Origin of the sequence: Celeribacter naphthalenivorans (assembly GCF_020524585.1) — a bacterium.
GTDB classification, from domain to species: Bacteria; Pseudomonadota; Alphaproteobacteria; order Rhodobacterales; family Rhodobacteraceae; genus Celeribacter; species Celeribacter naphthalenivorans.
Genome location: NZ_JAIVLK010000007.1, coordinates 153,852 through 171,244, shown reverse-complemented (window position 1 = coordinate 171,244; position 17,393 = coordinate 153,852). Strand labels below are relative to the sequence as shown.

General features: G+C 59.2%; 14 protein-coding genes. 6 read left to right on the top strand and 8 right to left on the bottom strand.

The features are described from left to right. Window positions 1-103 precede the first annotated feature (103 nt). Window positions 104-895 carry an IclR family transcriptional regulator gene (locus tag LC094_RS15955; protein WP_226553790.1) on the top strand — a complete coding sequence of 264 codons (792 nt, stop codon included), beginning with the start codon at window positions 104-106 and terminating at the stop codon, window positions 893-895. On the opposite strand, the gene LC094_RS15950 is transcribed toward LC094_RS15955, so the two are convergent. After that, window positions 878-1,705: an ABC transporter ATP-binding protein gene (locus LC094_RS15950; RefSeq protein ID WP_226553789.1), complete on the bottom strand. Its 828-nt coding sequence runs from the start codon at window positions 1,703-1,705 to the stop codon at window positions 878-880. The two genes, LC094_RS15955 and LC094_RS15950, sit on opposite strands and share 18 nt — an antisense overlap. A gap of 130 nt (window positions 1,706-1,835) precedes the next feature. Between LC094_RS15950 and fepB the strand changes: the two genes are divergently transcribed. The 4 genes from fepB to LC094_RS15930 are packed head-to-tail and all read left to right on the top strand — an operon-like array spanning window position 1,836 to window position 6,171. Then, on the top strand, window positions 1,836-2,798 hold the full coding sequence (fepB, locus tag LC094_RS15945; protein WP_226553788.1) for a Fe2+-enterobactin ABC transporter substrate-binding protein: 963 nt from the start codon (window positions 1,836-1,838) through the stop codon (window positions 2,796-2,798). Continuing rightward, the gene (locus LC094_RS15940; protein WP_226553787.1) at window positions 2,798-3,823 is read left to right on the top strand and encodes a FecCD family ABC transporter permease; all 1,026 of its coding nucleotides are present in this window, start codon (window positions 2,798-2,800) and stop codon (window positions 3,821-3,823) included. Before fepB ends, LC094_RS15940 begins: the two co-directional genes overlap by 1 nt. 56 nt (window positions 3,824-3,879) lie before the next feature. Then, window positions 3,880-4,848: a FecCD family ABC transporter permease gene (locus LC094_RS15935; protein WP_226553786.1), complete on the top strand. Its 969-nt coding sequence runs from the start codon at window positions 3,880-3,882 to the stop codon at window positions 4,846-4,848. A gap of 12 nt (window positions 4,849-4,860) precedes the next feature. Then, window positions 4,861-6,171: an NtaA/DmoA family FMN-dependent monooxygenase gene (locus LC094_RS15930; protein WP_226553785.1), complete on the top strand. Its 1,311-nt coding sequence runs from the start codon at window positions 4,861-4,863 to the stop codon at window positions 6,169-6,171. Window positions 6,172-6,474: 303 nt separating this feature from the next. Here the strand turns inward: LC094_RS15930 and LC094_RS15925 are convergent, their stop codons facing one another. From LC094_RS15925 to LC094_RS15910, 4 genes are all read right to left on the bottom strand, one after another. Next, entirely contained in the window at window positions 6,475-8,067 is a 1,593-nt protein-coding gene (locus tag LC094_RS15925) for a GMC family oxidoreductase (RefSeq protein ID WP_226553784.1), read from the bottom strand. Window positions 8,068-8,157: 90 nt separating this feature from the next. Then, a complete protein-coding gene (dctP, locus tag LC094_RS15920) occupies window positions 8,158-9,291 on the bottom strand; it encodes a TRAP transporter substrate-binding protein DctP (RefSeq protein WP_226553783.1) in 1,134 nt (377 codons plus the stop codon). Window positions 9,292-9,390: 99 nt separating this feature from the next. Further along, a complete protein-coding gene (locus tag LC094_RS15915; protein ID WP_226553957.1) occupies window positions 9,391-10,701 on the bottom strand; it encodes a TRAP transporter large permease in 1,311 nt (436 codons plus the stop codon). Window positions 10,702-10,721: 20 nt separating this feature from the next. Further along, window positions 10,722-11,285, bottom strand: coding sequence for a TRAP transporter small permease (locus tag LC094_RS15910; RefSeq protein ID WP_226553782.1), 564 nt, complete (start codon window positions 11,283-11,285; stop codon window positions 10,722-10,724). Between the two features lie 1,210 nt (window positions 11,286-12,495). Here LC094_RS15910 and LC094_RS15905 point away from each other — a divergent pair. Further along, a complete protein-coding gene (locus LC094_RS15905) occupies window positions 12,496-13,977 on the top strand; it encodes an aldehyde dehydrogenase (RefSeq protein ID WP_226553781.1) in 1,482 nt (493 codons plus the stop codon). A 163-nt stretch (window positions 13,978-14,140) separates the two neighbouring features. Here the strand turns inward: LC094_RS15905 and dctP (LC094_RS15900) are convergent, their stop codons facing one another. Genes dctP (LC094_RS15900) through LC094_RS15890 form a run of 3 tightly spaced genes read right to left on the bottom strand, consistent with a single transcriptional unit; the run spans window position 14,141 to window position 17,177 of the window. Next, complete coding sequence (dctP, locus tag LC094_RS15900; RefSeq protein WP_226553780.1) at window positions 14,141-15,274, bottom strand: TRAP transporter substrate-binding protein DctP; 1,134 nt, start codon at window positions 15,272-15,274, stop codon at window positions 14,141-14,143. A gap of 41 nt (window positions 15,275-15,315) precedes the next feature. Then, window positions 15,316-16,623, bottom strand: coding sequence for a TRAP transporter large permease (locus LC094_RS15895; protein WP_226553779.1), 1,308 nt, complete (start codon window positions 16,621-16,623; stop codon window positions 15,316-15,318). Window positions 16,624-16,625: 2 nt separating this feature from the next. Continuing rightward, window positions 16,626-17,177 (bottom strand): TRAP transporter small permease, encoded by a 552-nt coding sequence (locus tag LC094_RS15890; RefSeq protein WP_226553778.1) that lies wholly within the window; start codon window positions 17,175-17,177, stop codon window positions 16,626-16,628. Window positions 17,178-17,393 lie beyond the last annotated feature (216 nt).

Here is a 17,393-nt window from a genome sequence, read left to right as displayed (position 1 = left end):
CATGTCAACTCGCCTATTGCGGAAAACCATGCAAATTTGTACCTCCGTTGCACCGATGCACTTAAACTGACCAACATATCTCAATTTCGGGGGCGCGCAGACGTTGAGCCAGCACACACCGACCGTCGACACACCGGAGACAGCGAAACCGCGCGATGGCACGGTGCAATCGGTCTCCATCGCTGCGGATTTCTTGCGCGTGCTCTCGGCCGCCGAGCAGGCTTTGCCCTTGGGGGAGATCGCCAAACGGGTCGGAACCGGGCGCTCAACGGCACACAGATACATGCAATCTCTGGTCAAAGAGCGGCTCGCGCAACAAGACGCTGTCAGTGGCCATTACGATCTCGGCCCCTTGTCTCTGTCGATCGGCGTGGCTGCCTTGCGCCGTGTGGATCCTGTCGAGATTGCGGGGCGCTACATCAAAGAGCTTTGCCAGACCCATGCGCTCAGCGCCGGTGTGGCGATCTGGACGGAGCGCGGCCCCACAGTTGTGCGCTGGCACAACAGCGCTTATTTTGCGATCTCCGCCATCGGGCTTGGCACCATTCTGCCCATCGACAACACCGCTTGCGGTTTGGTGTGTCAGGCCCACCTTCCGGCGCGCTCCATCGCTGAGGCGCGCGAGCATCAACCCGAAGATTTTCGCGGCACGCCACCGACAGCTGCGCTTTTGAAGCAGGTCTATGAAGAGAGATGGTGTGAGATGACCAACCATCTTCTGTCGAATGTCGCCGGCCAGGCCGCTCCGATATTCGATGCGCAGGGGGAATTGGCGTGTATCGTGACCTCCGTCGCCGATCTGGGTCGGATGCAAACCGCAGATCAGCTTTCTGCGCTGAAATCTGTTGCCGATGCGATCAACCGTGAGACGGGCGGATCACACGCTTTCGCATGAGCGGGCAGATGTGCGCGCCTTGCGCGCCGCAGGGCGGGGTACGATCATCGGCAGGCCGGTTTCCGGGTCCTCCACAATCCGTGCCGACAAGCCAAAGACCTCCGCGACCATGTCTTCTGTGACAATTTCAGAGGGCGCCCCTTCGGCCATAATGCGGCCGTCCTTGAGCGCGATCATATGTGTGGCAAAGCGACAGGCCTGATTGAGTTCGTGCAGCACGGCGACAATGGTCCGGCCCGCCGCGCGCAACTCTTCCAGCAGTTCTAAAAGCTCCATCTGATGCGCGATGTCGAGATAGGTCGTCGGCTCGTCGAGCAAGAGGATCGGTGTTTCCTGCGCCAGAGCCATGGCAATCCAGACCCTCTGGCGCTGACCGCCCGACAGCTCTGACACCATCCTCTGCGCATGGGGCGTCATGCCGGTTGCTTCCAGCGCGCGGGTGATCGCCTCGCCATCTTCTTTCGACCATTGGCGCAAGAAACTTTGATGCGGAAAACGCCCTCGCGCCACCAGATCGGCGACAGTGATCCCATCCGGCGCGGTGAGGCTTTGTGGCAAAAGCCCGAGTTTGCGGGCAAAGGCGCGCGGCGGATAGTGCCGCACATCTTGCCCCTCCAAAGTGACGCGCCCGGATGTCGGCTCCAGCAGACGTGACAAGGCTCGCAAAAGTGTCGACTTCCCACAGGCATTCGGCCCGACCACGACGGTGAACGAACCGTCCGGGATCGACAGGGACAGGTCGCGGGAAATCTCCCGGCCCTCATAGGCCAATGTGATATTTTCGGCCTGCAAGGCCCCTGTCTGTCGCATGCTGCGCCTCATTTAACTGAGTCTTTCTGTCGGTATTGCATTGTGGAACGCATTCTGCAATATCAGTCGCAATCTTCCAGAGAGCCATACGCCATCTGCGCCGATCTCAAGCCCGAAAGAGTTTTTCCGCATGAACCGCCGCACTTTGCTTAGCAGCGCCTTCGCCCTTCCGTTGACCCTGATCACGACGCCGCTTTGGGCACAATCCGATGCGGATTGGCCGCGCGCCCTGACGCATGACAGGGGCACGCTGACGTTGAAAACCGCCCCTCAGCGCGTGATCTCCACATCGCCGAGCCTCACCGGGCTGCTTTTGGCCATTGACGCGCCGCTCGTTGCCACCGCCGCCACCACGCCGGGCGAGCTGACCGATGAGGCAGGCTATTTTAGCCAATGGGCCGAGATAGCACATGCGCGCGGTGTCGAAAGCCTCTATGCCAATCGGGATTTTGACATTGAATCTTTGATTATCGCAGGCCCCGATCTGGTCGTCGGCTCCTCGACCGGCGCAGACAGCCTTTTGCCCTATCTTGCAGAGGTCGAGGCACAGGGCCTTCCAACGCTTATCCTCGATTACTCCGACACAAGCTGGCAGGCCATGGCGCGCACGCTTGGTCGCGCAACGGATCGCGAGGCGGAGGCCGAAACCGCGATCCAGGATTTCGAAAGCCGGGCGAAAGAGGCCGCAGACCGGTTGGCGCTGAACGGGCGCCCGGCGACTCTTGTCGGCTATGACATCGCGGGAACCTATTCCATTGGCCGCGATCACAGCCCGCAGGCCGAGGTTCTTGAGGCGCTTGGCTTTGCCATCACGCCCCTGCCAGAAGAATTCAAAAGCGCCGTGACCCGTGTCTCCAACATGGATTTTATCTCGCGCGAAACCCTGAGCGCGGCCATCACCGAAGAGACCGTTATCCTGCTCAGTGCCGATGGCAAGGACGTCGAGGCCTTTCTGAACGACCCGCTTTTGGCCAATCTGCCCGCTGTGCAAAAGCGCCAAGTCTATGCGATGGGTCTGTCCTCTTTCCGCGTCGATTATTATTCTGCCCTTGAGATGATCGAAACCTTGGACGCCGCGCTTTCGGCTGAATGATGCGCCCCACGATTGCCTCCGCACCGCTGCGACAGCGGGTGATGCCTCTGGCCCTGACGGCGATTTTGCTCTGCGCGGCGGGGCTGATCAGCCTGACGGTCGGCGCACGCGCCATTCCAATCGCTGAGATCACACAAAGCCTGACCGCCTATGATCCGACCAATGATCTGCATGTCATCATCCACGCCCTGCGTCTTCCGCGCACCGTATTGGCGCTGCTCGCCGGGGCCGCTCTCGGTCTTGCGGGGGCCTTGATGCAGGCGGTGACGCGCAATCCTCTGGCTGAGCCGGGCCTGCTGGGCATCAACGCAGGCGCCGCCGTGGCGGTGCTTTTGGGCGTGAGCCTTTTTGGTTTGACCCGCATCGACCAATACCTCTGGTTCGGCATGTTTGGCGCAGGGCTCGCGGGCGTTGCCGTCTTCCTTCTGGGACGCGGCCATGACGCAGGGGTCGACCCGGTGCGGCTTGTGCTGGCAGGCGCCGGATTGTCGGTCATGCTGGGGGCTTTGAGCGGCATCATCATCATCAACGCGCCCGCAGAGGTTTATGAAGACTTTCGGCAATGGGGGGCGGGATCGGTCGAGGGACGCGGTGGTCCGGTTTTGATTGCACTGTCAGCGACCCTGTTGTTTGGCGGCGCGCTGACCATGGCGATTGCCCCCGGCTTGAATGCGTTGGCGTTGGGCCGTGATGTCGGTCGAGCTTTGGGCGCGCGTCCCGTGCTGATCTGGAGTTTGGCCTGCCTTGCCATCCTGACGCTTGCGGGCGGGGCGACCGCTGCCGTTGGCCCTATCGGTTTCGTCGGGCTGGTGGCGCCGCATATCGCCCGGCTGTTTTCCGGGCCGGACTATCGCTGGATCCTGCCGTATTCCGCGTTGATTGCGGCGCTTCTGCTGCTTCTTGCGGATATTCTCGGGCGCGTGCTTGTCAGCCCTGCCGAAGTCGCCGCCGGCATCGTGGCGACCATCCTCGGTGGGCCGTTCTTTGTCTTTAGCGTCCGACGCTTCAAGATGGTGCGGCTCTGATGCGGCCCTCTGTTCTCTCCATTGGTCCCATCTCCTTGGCACTTCATCCGCGGGCAATGATTGTAACGGTGCTTCTGGCGGTGTCCATTTTGGGTCTCGGTGTTCTGTTGCTCACCACGGGGAAAATGCCCATCGGCCTCGACGATTTTGTCGCCGTGCTCCGGGGCCAAAGCGACGACAGCCCCGCCGCCAAGGTGCTCTGGCGTATCCGTCTGCCGCGTGTGCTGACCGCCTGCCTTGTGGGATTTGGCCTTGGGCTTGCGGGGGCTGCGTTTCAAACTGTCTCGCGCAATCCGCTTGGTTCCCCCGATGTGATCGGTTTCACCACCGGGGCCGCGACGGGCGCCATCGTACAGATTGTGATGATCAACTCCGACCCGCTGAGCATCGCGGCCATGTCGATGCTGTCCGGCCTTGTGACCGCTTTTGTCGTGCTGATGCTGGCGCGCAAGTCCGGGCGATCAGAAGGCTATCGCCTTGTTTTGGTGGGCATCGGTGTCGGCGCGACACTGTCGGGCGTCAATACGGTGTTTCTGGTGATGGGCGATCTGGATCAATCCATCGCCGCGCAACTTTGGCTTGCGGGCTCTCTCAACACCCGCACATGGGCGCATGTCTGGCCCGCCGCGCTGGGTCTGATGCTGTTGGCGCCTGTCGTTTTGAGCCTCTCGCGCAGGTTGGCGCTGTTTGAGATGGGTGATGATGCGGCGGCGGCGCTTGGCGTTTCGGTCGAGCGCAGCCGCATTGCTGCCATCCTCGCCGCCGTCGGCATGACCGCGATTGCCACCGCCGCCGCAGGGCCGATCAGCTTTATCGCACTGGCCGCACCGCAACTGGCGCGCCGTGTGAGCGGCATGGCGCAAATCCCCTTTTTTGCCGCCGGCCTCATGGGAGCGGCTTTGTTGTTGGGTGCGGATTTGATGAGCCAGCGTCTGCCAACCGGGCTGAGCCTGCCGGTCGGGCAGATGACCGGGCTTTTGGGTGGCGGCTATCTTTTGTGGGTGCTGACGCGGCGTTCACGGTGAGGAGACAAGAGAATGACACAGAAACCTCTGCATATCGGCATGACGCTTGCCCCGACGTGGCTGTCCGGTGAAGGCTGGCGACGGCCTGACAGCGGGATCGAGGGCCTGTTGGGCTATGATTATTACATCGACATCGCCCGGCGCGCCGAGGCCGCTAAGCTCGATTTCGTCTTTCGTCCCGACGTTTTGGCCGTCAACAAAGCCATGATGGGGCAGGGTGGTGGTATGGGCGGCCTCGATCCGACGCTTTTGTTGGCAGCGATTGCGCATGCGACCGACAGGATCGGGCTTTTGACCACCGTTTCCACCACTTTCTATCCGCCGTATGTCCTTGCGCGAATGATCATGTCGCTGCATTGGCTGTCCAAGGGGCGCGCGGGCTGGAACATCGTGACGGCGCTCGATGGGCAGAGGAACTTTTCGCTCGACGACATGCCCACGCCAGAGGATCGTTATGCCCGTGCCGCCGAGGTGACCGAGATCGTGCTCAAGCTCTGGGCGAGCTATCCGCGGGACGCCATTCTTCAGGATCGCGACAGCGGGAGGATGGTTGATCCTGAGTTGGTTCAGCCAATCAATTATGAAGGGGACTTTCACCGGGTCGAAGGCCCCTTGGGGACCCCGAACATGGGGGGAGGCGACTATCGCATTCCGCTTATTCAGGCGGGGGCCTCGGAGACGGGGCGTGATTTCGCGGCGCGCGTGGCCGATGCCACTTTTGCCTCGACCCCCGATATGGAGGTTGCCATCGAGCTGCGCCGCGATTTGCGCCGTCGCGCGAAGGCGCATGGGCGCGGCGAAGAAGCCGTGCGGCTTATGCCAGGGATGAGCCTGTATCTGGCTGACACGGAGGCCGAAGCCCGCGATCTCTACCGTGCCACCCATGCGCGGGCGGATGACGCCCGCAAGTTTGCCAATATTCTGGAAATGACCGGCCTCGACCTGAGCGATTGGCCAAAGGAACGGAACATTCGGGCCAATGATCTGCCGCCACCGCCCGCCAAAGTGCGGTCGCGCACCCATGCGGGGCTCTTGCGGCGCGCTATTGAGCGCCATGAGCCGACGGTGGGCGATCTTTTGCGGATGCCCGAAGTCATGGGGTCGGCGCATTGGCAGGTGATCGGCACTGTTGCGCAGGCGGTGGATGAGGTGCGCAGATGGCGGGACGCGGGCGCGCTCGACGGGTTCATCCTGTTTCCTGGCGGCTCGGTCGATTGCATGCATCTCTGTCTTGACGCTCTTTGTCCCGCGCTCAGTGACGCAGGTTTGCTGCGCCGTGACTATCATGGCACAACATTCGCCAGCCATTTAGAAAGACCATAAGCGGTGTTTTGACCTCACGTTGACGGGTTGAGGCCTCAGATGAAATTAATTAACATAATACAGATTATCCGATTTTCTTATTGTGGCCGGGTGCGTGCACCTTTGAACATCAAAGAACGGCATAAAGCCGTCTGAAACAACTCCGCGACCGGCGCAACAATACGCCTGGAAAATGCTTTGGCTGGAAGACCCCTGCACTGGAAGACCCCTGCAGAGGTCTTCCGAGAAAGGATGCGGGCGGAGATGGGTCGATCACCTTCCCCTTGGAAGCAATAGAAGTAGCGCGGACAGATGGCCGAAAAGTTACCCTTCGTCTGCCAACAAAGGCGCCGCTCGTTCGCCAATCATGATCGCTGTCGCGTTCGTTGGGCATGAGACGATCTTGGGCATGATGGACGCATCTGCTACAGCAAGCCCCTTCAAGCCATGAACACGCAGCCGGTGGTCCACCACCGCATCTTCGCCAGTCCCCATTCTGCAGGTCCCGGCCGAATGATAAACTGAACTCGCGGTGCTTCGCACATAGGCGAGCAATTCGTCGTCGCTTTGCAAATCCACTCCAGGGCGCATCTCTCGGTCGACAAGACCCATCAATGGTGCCTGCCCGACGATGCGGCGGGCGGTGCGCAATCCCCTCACCAGTGTCTCAGCGTCGCTTGGCGCATCAAGGAAATTCGGAGCAATGACAGGAGCATCCTTTGCAGATGGGGAGGAGATCGTCACCGTTCCTCTGCTGTCTGGACGCTGGAGGCATCCGGCGATCGTGAAGCCCGCAAAGGGATCGAGCCCGTTGCGCAAATCAGCACTTGAGAACGGCATGACGAAATACATGATGTCGGGCCGCGCAAGCGTCGGGAGCGTTTTCAGAAGGCCGCCGCTCTGCCCACCTGCATAGGCAAGGGGTCCGCGGCGCAACACTGCGTATCTCAAACCCATTGCCGCAAGCGACAACGGATTGCGGACAGCAAGATTGACCGAGGGAAGCGCCTTCGCCTCCAAAACCAATCGTGCCTGCACATGATCCTGAAGGTTTTTTCCAACCCCGGGCAAGGCATGGCGGACCGGGACACCCGCGGCGCCCAGCACGCTGGGATCGCCGATCCCCGATCTCTGGAGCAAGGCAGGTGAGTTCAACGCACCGGCAGACAAGACGACAAGACGCTTTGCCTCAACGTCCTGCGTCGTGTCTCCGACGCGATACCGTAGCCCTGTCACACGGCCCTCATGGAGCGTCAGTGTCTCGACCATAACATTGGTGCGCAGGCTGACATTCGGGCGTCGCTCGGCCCTTCGCAGGAAGGACACTGCCGTGCTGGCCCGGCGACCGTTGCGAGCGGTCATCTGGAACCGGCCTACACCCTCGGATTGGGCGCCATTGAAGTCCGGCGTCTCATCATAGCCTGCCGCACGGGAAGCGGCGATAAAGGCGTCGTTCAAAGGATGCTCGTCCCGCAAATCAGAGACCCCAAGCGGACCGTCGACACCGTGATAGGCGTCAGCGCCACGCTCTTGGTGCTCGGAGAGACGAAAATAGGGGAGCACGTCGTCATACCCCCAGCCTTCGTTGCCCAGCTCTCGCCAATGGTCAAAATCTTCGCGAACTCCCCGCATATAGACCAGACCGTTGATTGAGCTGGAGCCGCCGAGCACCTTGCCCTGAGGGGCATAGCCGCGCCGACCATCGAATCCCGGAATGGGCTCCGTCTCGAAACACCAGTTCAAACGTTCATTGAAAAACGTCTTTGCGTAGCCGAGTGGAATATGGATCCAAGGATAGCTGTCGCGTCCTCCGGCTTCGAGAACGAGTACACTGCGTGTGCCGTCCTCGCTCAGGCGATCCGCCAACACACACCCCGCCGAGCCTGCCCCGACGATAATGTAGTCAAAACGTTCCAAGATCTCTCTCCAATGAGTTGATAAATGCGCGGGCGGTCAGGAACGCGGGCGGCAATCGGCCGCAAGCCCGATCCGCCCGCGCGTCAATTGTTATTCGACCCGGTAGGTGTCGTAATCGATCTTGTCGAAAATTTCGGTCCGCGCGAGGTTGTAGAGCGTTTTCGCGTCGTCGCGGTCCACGCCGTCCAGCAGGCCCTTCCACTTTTCGACGAGTGTCGTGAAGCTGGCCAGGCTGGCCTCGTAATCGGCAACCCCTCGTTGCTCAGCGATCCGTTTCAGGCCGCCGATATCATCGGCGACAAAAGCGTCGCGCGCAGCCAGAAGGCTCTCGGAAGGTTCGAGGATCTGAACCCCCAAGGCCTCTCCGCCATCGTAGCTTTCCTGAATCTTTTCATCCATGCCGCCCAAATAGCGCGCGATCGACCGAGCGCTTTCATCCAGCAGAAGATATCTCTGATCACTGCTCAGGCCCGCCCAGAACCGTTCGTTGAACGCCCATGTGGCATGTGAAAAGAACGGCCCCATCGGCAGCTTTATGATCGAATCCACCACCTCTCCGGTCCGCGCACCCTCGGTGATCTGTGCCTCATCAAGGGCGACGCAGTCGAGAGCCCCCCGCTCAAGGCTTGCGTAGATTTCGCCTGAGGTCAGGTTCACAGGGACTGCGCCGATGTACTCTGCAAATCGTGCCCAGCCGTTGCCTGCCGTCCGAATGGAGAGCCCCTTGAAATCGTCGAGTTCATTCGGAGTCCCGCGGCAGTGGAACACATACTGACCGGTCGACAGATTCCCGCCGAAGATCACGTTATTGTTCTCCCAATCGCGCATGCCATACTCATCAAGCAAGCCAAACTCGGTAGCGGCCATCGAGATGACAGCCATGTCCGGTTCGATCCACCCCATGTCACCGATGAGCGCCCAAATGGGCATCTGCGCGGGGATATAGCCTGCTGTCACAAAGGCGGCGTCCGCCACCCCATCGGCAAGCCCCTCAAGCACATCGCCGCCGGGCAAGAGAACGCCGCCGGCAAAAATCTGGAAGTCGATTTCACCATTGCTCGCCTCGCGCAAAGCGTCAGCCCATGGGTCTCCTCCCAGCACGGTCTGCGGGTGATCCGGCTGCAGCAAGGTGGAATAGGTGTAATCTGCGGCCATCGCCGCGCCGCCCCACAACGTCACCGCCAGTGTCAGCGCGTAACTGGGCATATTGAATGTCTTGGTCATTTGAGTCCTCCCTGTTTGTCACGTGATGGCGAACCATCGCCTTCTTCACCGGCGCGCAGACGAAAACCTCCCAGGCTGCGCGCCGAAGAATAAAATGTCCTATTTCATCATCATGCCCGGCAGCCACAGCGAGATGATTGGGAAAGCAATCAACACCGCCAAGACGAGCAGATCGGTCAAGAGGAACCATGCGGCGCCGCGGAAGATCGTCGGGAGACGAACTTTGTCGCCAAGAGCGGCCTTGACCACATAGACGTTCAGCCCGACCGGCGGCGTGATGAGGCCGATCTCGAGCAGTTTGATGGTGATGATACCGAACCAGACCATGTTGATGCCCAACTCGCCGAGCAGTGGCATAACGACAGGTAGGGTCAGCAGCATGATCCCTATCGAGTCGATGAACATGCCAAGGAAAATGAAGATCAGCGAGATCATCAAAAGGATGACAAAGGTGTTGTCGCTGACGCTCAACACTTTGTCCGCGAGGAATTCGGGCACGCCAGTCAGCCCCATGAGCCGGATGTACATCGCCGCGCCGACCGCGATCACGAACATGATCGTGGTGGAAACCGCTGCATCCTTAGCCGCTTCCAACAGCATTCGGATGCTGAATGAACGGCGGACCACAGCGATCACACACACCAGAAGTGCACCGATGCCCCCGGCCTCCGTGGGGGTAAAGGCCCCGGCAAAGATCCCGCCGAGAACGCCCAAGATGATCGTGGGCAGCGGCCAAATGTCTCGGAAGGCCTCGAGTTTTTCTTGGCGCGTGAAAGTTTCGTTGGACTTCGGGGCAATCTCCGGGCGTAGCCGTACCCTGATCGTGATCATAAGGCCGAATGCGAAGGCCGTCAGGATGCCGGGGATGAACCCCGCAAGGAACAGCGCGCCGATCGAGGTGCCGGTGAACAGACCGTAGATCACCATCAGGATCGAGGGCGGAATAAGGGAGCCCAGCGTGCCTGCCGCGGCGATACAGCCGGTCGCAAGCGCTTTGTCATAGCGCGCCTTGAGCATTTCCGGGACCGCGATCCTTGCCAGGGCCGCAGAGGTGGCGACCGACGATCCGGAAGCCGCCGCGAAGAGCGCGCTGGCTGCAACCGAAGCGGTTGCGAGGCTACCGGGTATCCTGTTGAGAAGAATTCGCATGGAGGTAAACAGCCCTGTCGTCAATTCAGAGCGGGCCGCAAGATACCCCATCAACAGGAACATTGGCACGGCGCTGAGTTCCCAGGACGCAACGAAGTTGTAGGGGATTGCATTCGCGATGCTCCAGGCCGCCCGGAAGTTCAGGACAGACGCGATCCCGCCGATCGACACGGCGATCAGGGCAATCCCAATGGGCATACGCAGCGCCATGAGAAGCAGTGTGACGGCGATGCTGATGAGGCCGATGTCGACCTTTGAGATCATATCAAGCAACATGTGACTTACTCCGGGCTATGGTTTTCGGCATCGGCATCGCTCTCGCTCTCGGAGAGCCAAGCATCTCGTTCGAAGCCGATGAGGAAGGCGATCAAGTGCCAGAGGCTGACGAGGCTTGCCGCAGCGAAGCCGATCGGCAGCGCGAAGCGCGGCGGCCAAGTGATGATCTCAAGCGAGGCCCCTCCCATGAGGAAGTCCTTGCGGGCGAAGGACGTCATAGCAGTGCCCCAAGTATGGTAGGACAGCATGCCATAGATCAGCACCATCGAGAGAAGGGAGAACACCACGCAGATGACTTTCAGCCAGACGGGAAACAGCCCGTAGAAGACGTCTACCGTGATCGAACTGCGCGTCCACTCCACGAGCCCGAGCGGCAGGAACACCGCGATCACCATGTAGTAAGCCGAAACGACTTCGAGCGTCCCCTGAATGGGGTTATTGAAGAACAACTTCATCACGACATCGGCGCTCACATGCAGCATCATCACGACGAGCAGCAGCCCCGCAATCATGGCGAGCCCGTTGAACAGGCCGTCCACGGCACGGGTCGCAGAATTGGTGTTGATCATATTTCCCCCCTCCCGAGAGTGTTGTCACGCTCATACAGCGTTCGTAAAAATGAGGCGGTGCTGAAGACTTTACTGCGGCGCTGGACAAGACCTTCCGGGCCTTGAATAGGCAGCGCGCAGCCTTTGGCCTGAGCTATGCGCTCAGACGGAAACTTGTGGGATGTCTCACTGATCGTCGATTGGGGCGCTCGTCTCGGCTCTCCCCAAGGCGCACAGGCAAGGCACGGCTTTGAGGGGCCGTGACAGCAGGTCTATTGCGCCAGAACCGGAGTCAGCCAGAGGGCGCGAGCTATCTTGAAATTTTTCATTCTTCCTCCCTTTAGTCCACGCCAAGAGCCGAACGCAGGCGGAGACACTCCTCCTCCTGCAGGCCAGGCTTACCGTCTCTCGGACCGCATCTCCTTTGTGGCACATGGCCCAAGCAGGCGCGTTCGAGCATCTCCTCATACTCGATCCGAACGGATTAAGTTTAGTAATCTCATCATTAGAGAAATTGTCAAACATAAAATTTTAAAAGACATATCTCCCCAAAAATCTCTCTAGGATTTCTTCGGTCATCCATTTTATTTATGTTTTTCCAGAGGAATTTGCCTCTGCTCTGATGTCCGCATTGTCTCATATCAGAGAGATGACTTGCCAAAACCTCACTTATTTCTTTGACATAATCCTATAAATCAGGATTAATTTAATTATTGGGGCCACCGTGGCGTCAGTATTTAATATATTGGTGACTGAGGCTTGGCACGATTCGCGACCGTAGAAGCAAATATTGTGGGAGGCCGTATCTTGAGGCATGACGTGCGAACATTTTGTCCAAGACGCAAACAGTTCTGAGGTGCCGGGAGGACTCCCGGGCGCAAATACAACTGCCTAAATGAGGCGCCGTGAAGAAATGCGTGCCCTTGATGCGGCTCAAATCGGAACCGAAAGACATTCTCAAACGAAGTTGTCCCGCTGAGCGAGGGAGATACGGCGTGCGATCTTAGCCTTGCGCATAGGATCTTGCCGGCCAGCCGCGCAGGACAATCGACACCAAACAGATTTCTTTCCGACACGCGGAGGACGTGGAGGAGAGAGAACAGACCGCGACGGACCGCAGGTAGAGTGCTGTCGTCGAGGCCTTGCACGCGGATTTTGCGATCCGCTTCAGCGATACAGGCCCCTGTGCCTGTGTTCACGAAAGATTGAAACTGGAAAGAGGAGAGACCAGGTGGAAGATCATTTGATGTTCATTGACGGGACACTTTGTTCCGCCACGAAAGGCGATTGGCTGGAATCATTGGACCCTTATAGCGGAAAGGTCTGGGCGCGGATTCCGCGAGGGAATGCCGACGACGCCGACCGCGCAGTCAAGGCCGCGCGCAAGGCACTCAAATCGGGCCCATGGGCCGAAATGTCCCCCACCAAGCGCGGCCATATCATGCGCGCGATTGGCGATGGCATCGCCAAAAATGCCGACAGGCTCGCTGCGATGGAGACCTCGGACAACGGCAAAATCCTTTCCGAAATGAAAGGGCAAATGGCCGCTATCCCTGAATTCTGGTACTATTATGCTGGTCTTGCAGACAAGATCGAAGGATCGCTGCCGCAGGTCGACAAACCCGATACGCTTGCGATGACTGTGCGCGAGCCGGTGGGGGTCGTGGCTGCGCTGACGTCTTGGAATTCGCCACTCATGTTCGTTGCGATGAAATGCGCGCCTGCTTTGGCAGCAGGATGCACGGTGGTGTTGAAACCTTCGGAATTCGCGTCAACAAGCTCGCTCGCGTTTGCGCAGATCGCGAAGGAGGCGGGCCTCCCTGATGGGGTCATCAATATCGTCACCGGGCTGGGCCAAGAAATCGGCGCCCCTCTGATTCAGCACCCGATGGTCGACAAGGTAACGTTTACCGGATCGGATTCCACCGGCCGTATGATCTACCAGATGGCGGCCGCCTCGATGAAACGTGTGACGATGGAATTGGGGGGCAAATCTCCGAACATCGTGTTCGAGGATGCCGATCTCGATGCTGCCGCAGTTGGCGCCGTAGCGGGAATCTTTGGCGCCGCCGGACAGATGTGCACGGCCGGGTCACGCCTGTTGGTTCAGAATTCGATCAAGGAGGCGTTTACAGAAAAGCTCATCGCCCTCGCGCGCGAAATCCGTATGGGCGACCCGACCTCGCCAGAGACCAACATCGGGCCGATCGCCACCCCTCCGCAGTTCCGCAAGGTTCTGGAGTACATCGACACAGCAAATTCCGAGGGCGCGCGCTGCATCATGGGCGGAAAGGTTGCGACCGTGGATGGCAGCACCGACGGGCAGTTTGTCGAACCCACGATTTTCACCGATGTCAGCAACCACATGCGTGTCGCTCAGGAAGAGATCTTCGGTCCGGTCCTCTCCATCATCGGTTTCGAAGATGAGGCGGAAGCGGTCGAAATCGCGAATGACGTGATCTTCGGGCTCGCGGCGGGTGTCTGGACCGGGGACTTCGGACGGCAATATCGCATGGCGCGTGCGCTCGAGGCCGGAACAGTCTGGGTGAATACCTACCGCGCCTACAGCCATCTGCTGCCTATCGGCGGAATGAAACAGTCAGGCCTCGGGCGCGAAGGAGGACTTGCAGGGATCGATGATTACCTAGAAACGAAAAGCATCCTTTTCTCGACGGCCAAAGGGCCGACGGCGAACCCGTTTCTTCAGCAATAGCTGGTCGCGCTGACCCAACACGCCTCCGAGCACGTGGTCCCGCACGACGTGTTCGGAGGTGACCGCATCTGTATCACCTGCGGCTGATCGGGTCTCAACATGGAAAACAGGCGCCAAGACGGGCGCCTGTTTCGTGTTCCGAACTTCGTGTTCCGAACGTGGATTAATTTAACCCATAGGTTTCGACGTCGATTTTGCCATAGATTTCGCGATCCAAAAGCGCCTTGACCGCGGTCACATCCGTGCGGTCAATCTCCGACAAAAGCGTGTTCCACTTGTCGACCAGCGCCACCATGTCTTCGATCAATGGTGTGGGGTCTTCGATGCCGCGCTTCTCCATCGAAGTTTGCGCAAGATTGGCGACGAAGTCGTCGGAATAGGTCTTCAGCGTCGCCAAATCCTCTTCCGTCGGCTCGACCAAAGCGATGTCTTCGGCGCGCGCCGTATCGAAAGCGTGGTCGATGATACCGGCATAGTTCACCATCAGATTGGCCGACGCATAGGACAGAGAGTCCAGAATTTTACGACGCTGTTCAGGCGTGCGTTCACGCCAGAAGTCCTGATTCATGAAGAACCCGCCGGTGGGCAATGACCCAAGCGACAGAAGATAGTCGGACTTCGCCAATTCGCTCAACCGCCAGAACACGGTCAGGAATTCCGGGCTGCCCGCGACACAATCCAGCGATCCGCGTTGCATCCCCGTGTAGATCTCAGTTGATGGAACACTCACCGGCACAGCGCCGATATAGTCGATGAACCCAAGCTGCGCGCCGCCGGTGCCACGCATCGATTTGCCTTTCAGGTCGGCAAGGCTGTTCACCACACCATCGGCGCAGATGATATTCCAGATTCCGATGGTCAGACCCGCCCCGTAGATCAGATTGTGCTTGGCGTATTCTGCCATGATCTGCGGGTTGGTGTACCGCAGTTCCGTGGCCGCGAAGTCAAGCGCCATCTGATCGCTGCCGATGAACCCGAGATCGGAAATCACATTGTCGAAGGGCAGATCCGACGGCAGCTGAGACGCGTTCACATTGGCGAGCTGCGACACGCCAGAGGTCAGGCCGACCAGTGATTTCTCTCCCGGGATCAGCGTTCCCCCCGGATAGATTTCAAACTCGATCTCACCATCGGTCACTGTTTTGATCCGTTCGGCGAAATCCTCAAGGAAATCCGTCGTGGGCGAATTTGCCGCGTTGTAGGTCGAGGCCCGAAACAATTCCGCCGAAGCGCCGCCCGGCCCGAGGGCCAGACAGGCCGTTGCGGTCAGCCCCATTAGGATATTCTTCATTTGCATTCTCTCCTCCCTGGTTTGAGACATCTTGGGTGCTATGGACGTCAGTCCATGAGTCCGGGCAGAAACAGGCTGATGGCCGGGAAACTCACCAGAAGGATCAGCGTGACAATGTCGGTTGCGACAAACCACCCTGCCCCTTTGATGACCTCGGTCAGCTTGACACGCGACCCAAGCGCGCTTTTCACCACGAACAGATTGAGGCCCACCGGCGGGGTGATCAGGCCAATTTCAAGAAGCTTGATGACAATGATGCCGAACCAGACCGTGTTGACCCCGAGCTGCCCCAGCACCGGATCGACCAAAGGAATGGTCAAAAGCATGATCGCAACACTGTCGATGAACATGCCGAGCACCACATAGACCACGGCGATGACCGCGATGACGGCCAGCGGCGACTGGGCGATGCTCAGCAAAAGCTCAGTCACTTTGAGCGGCAGCGTCGACAACCCCAGAAAGGACGAGAACATGGTCGCGCCGATGGCGATCAGAAACACGGTACAAGTGCCTTCCGCCGTCGCGACCAACGCCTGGCGGAACCCGGCCCATGTCATCGACCGCCGCGCCAGCGCAATGATCAGCGCCATTGATGCGCCCATGGCACCGGCTTCTGTCGGCGTGAAGATACCGGCAAAGATACCGCCGAGGACGCCAAGGATCAAAAACGGAAGCGGCCAGATATCGCGCAGCGACTCCCATATCTCGGCCCGTGTCACGGTTCCGGTAAAACGCGGGGCCAAGCTCGGGTTCAGGCTCGCGCGGATCGTAATCATCGCAATGAACGCCACCGCCGACAAAATCCCCGGCAGCACACCGGCCACGAACAGCGCTCCAATCGAGGTGTTGGTAAAGATGCCAAACAAGATCATCAGGATGCTGGGAGGGATCATCGATCCCAAGGTGCCAGCCGCCGCCACCGATCCGGTCGCCAACGAAGCTTTGTAGTTGATCCGCAGCATTTCCGGCACGGCGATGCGCGAAAATGCGGCGGCTGTCGCCACGCTCGACCCGGAGGAGGAGGCAAACAGCGCCGATGCGATCACCGTGGCCGACGCCAAGCCGCCCGGAATGCGCCCGACAAAAATCCGGGCACTGGCAAACAACCCCCGCGTCAAACCGGCCTGCGCTGCGATGTATCCCATTAAGAGGAACATCGGCACTGCGCTCAGGCTCCACTGCGAGATAAAATCCAGCGGCACGGCGGTCAGGATGGCCCAGGCCGCGCTCAGATTGAGGATCGCCGCGATCCCGATGAAGGCCACAATGCCGAGCACCACGCCGACCTGCATCCGCAGAACAAGCAGCACCAATACGGCAATGACACCGACCACTCCGATTTCAAGACGATCCATAATTAAGCAGCCTCCTGCGGCGTCGGGTTTTCTTCATCCGTGATTTCGGGAGAAATGAGCCTGTGCCAGTCCGGGCGGGTCGCCACCTGCACCAGACGCAAGGTGCTGATCAACACGGCCAGACCAAAACCGAGCGGCAGGAAAAACGACGCAGGCCAGACTGTGATCGGGATCTGGGCGTCCACAAATTCCCTCTTCGCGAATGAATCGATGGCATCCCAAAAGGATCTGTAGGTGAGAAAGCCAAAGAACAGCCCCTGACCGATGTAGGCGAGAGCGGCGCAGAGCCGTTGAAATGATCGCCCGAACAGATCGTAGAACAAATCCACGACGATCCCGCTATTGCGCATTTCCACCAGTGGAATGGTCAAAAATACGATTGCGACCATATAGTAGCGCGACACAATCTCGGGCGTGCCCGTGATCGGTTCGCCCGTCACGAAGCGCCAACTGACATGGGCGGTGACATGCACCATCATCGACACGAGGCAGATCATGCAGACAAGCATGAGCGCCCACGCCGCCATGTTAAGAACGCGTGTTACAAAGGCCATGGTCCTCTCCTCCCTGTAAAGACCGTCGCCGTCGATCACTCGACAGAGGACATCGCCGCGCCTCCACACGCAGCCCGCCCCACCCGACGTCGTGTCGCATGGCTCTCTTCCTCCAAAGGAGACATGCTATTGTCGGTATTTCTCACTTTATGAGACATTATGAATTTTACTCTGTCAACAAGTTTTACATATGGAATTAAGTTTTATATAACATGC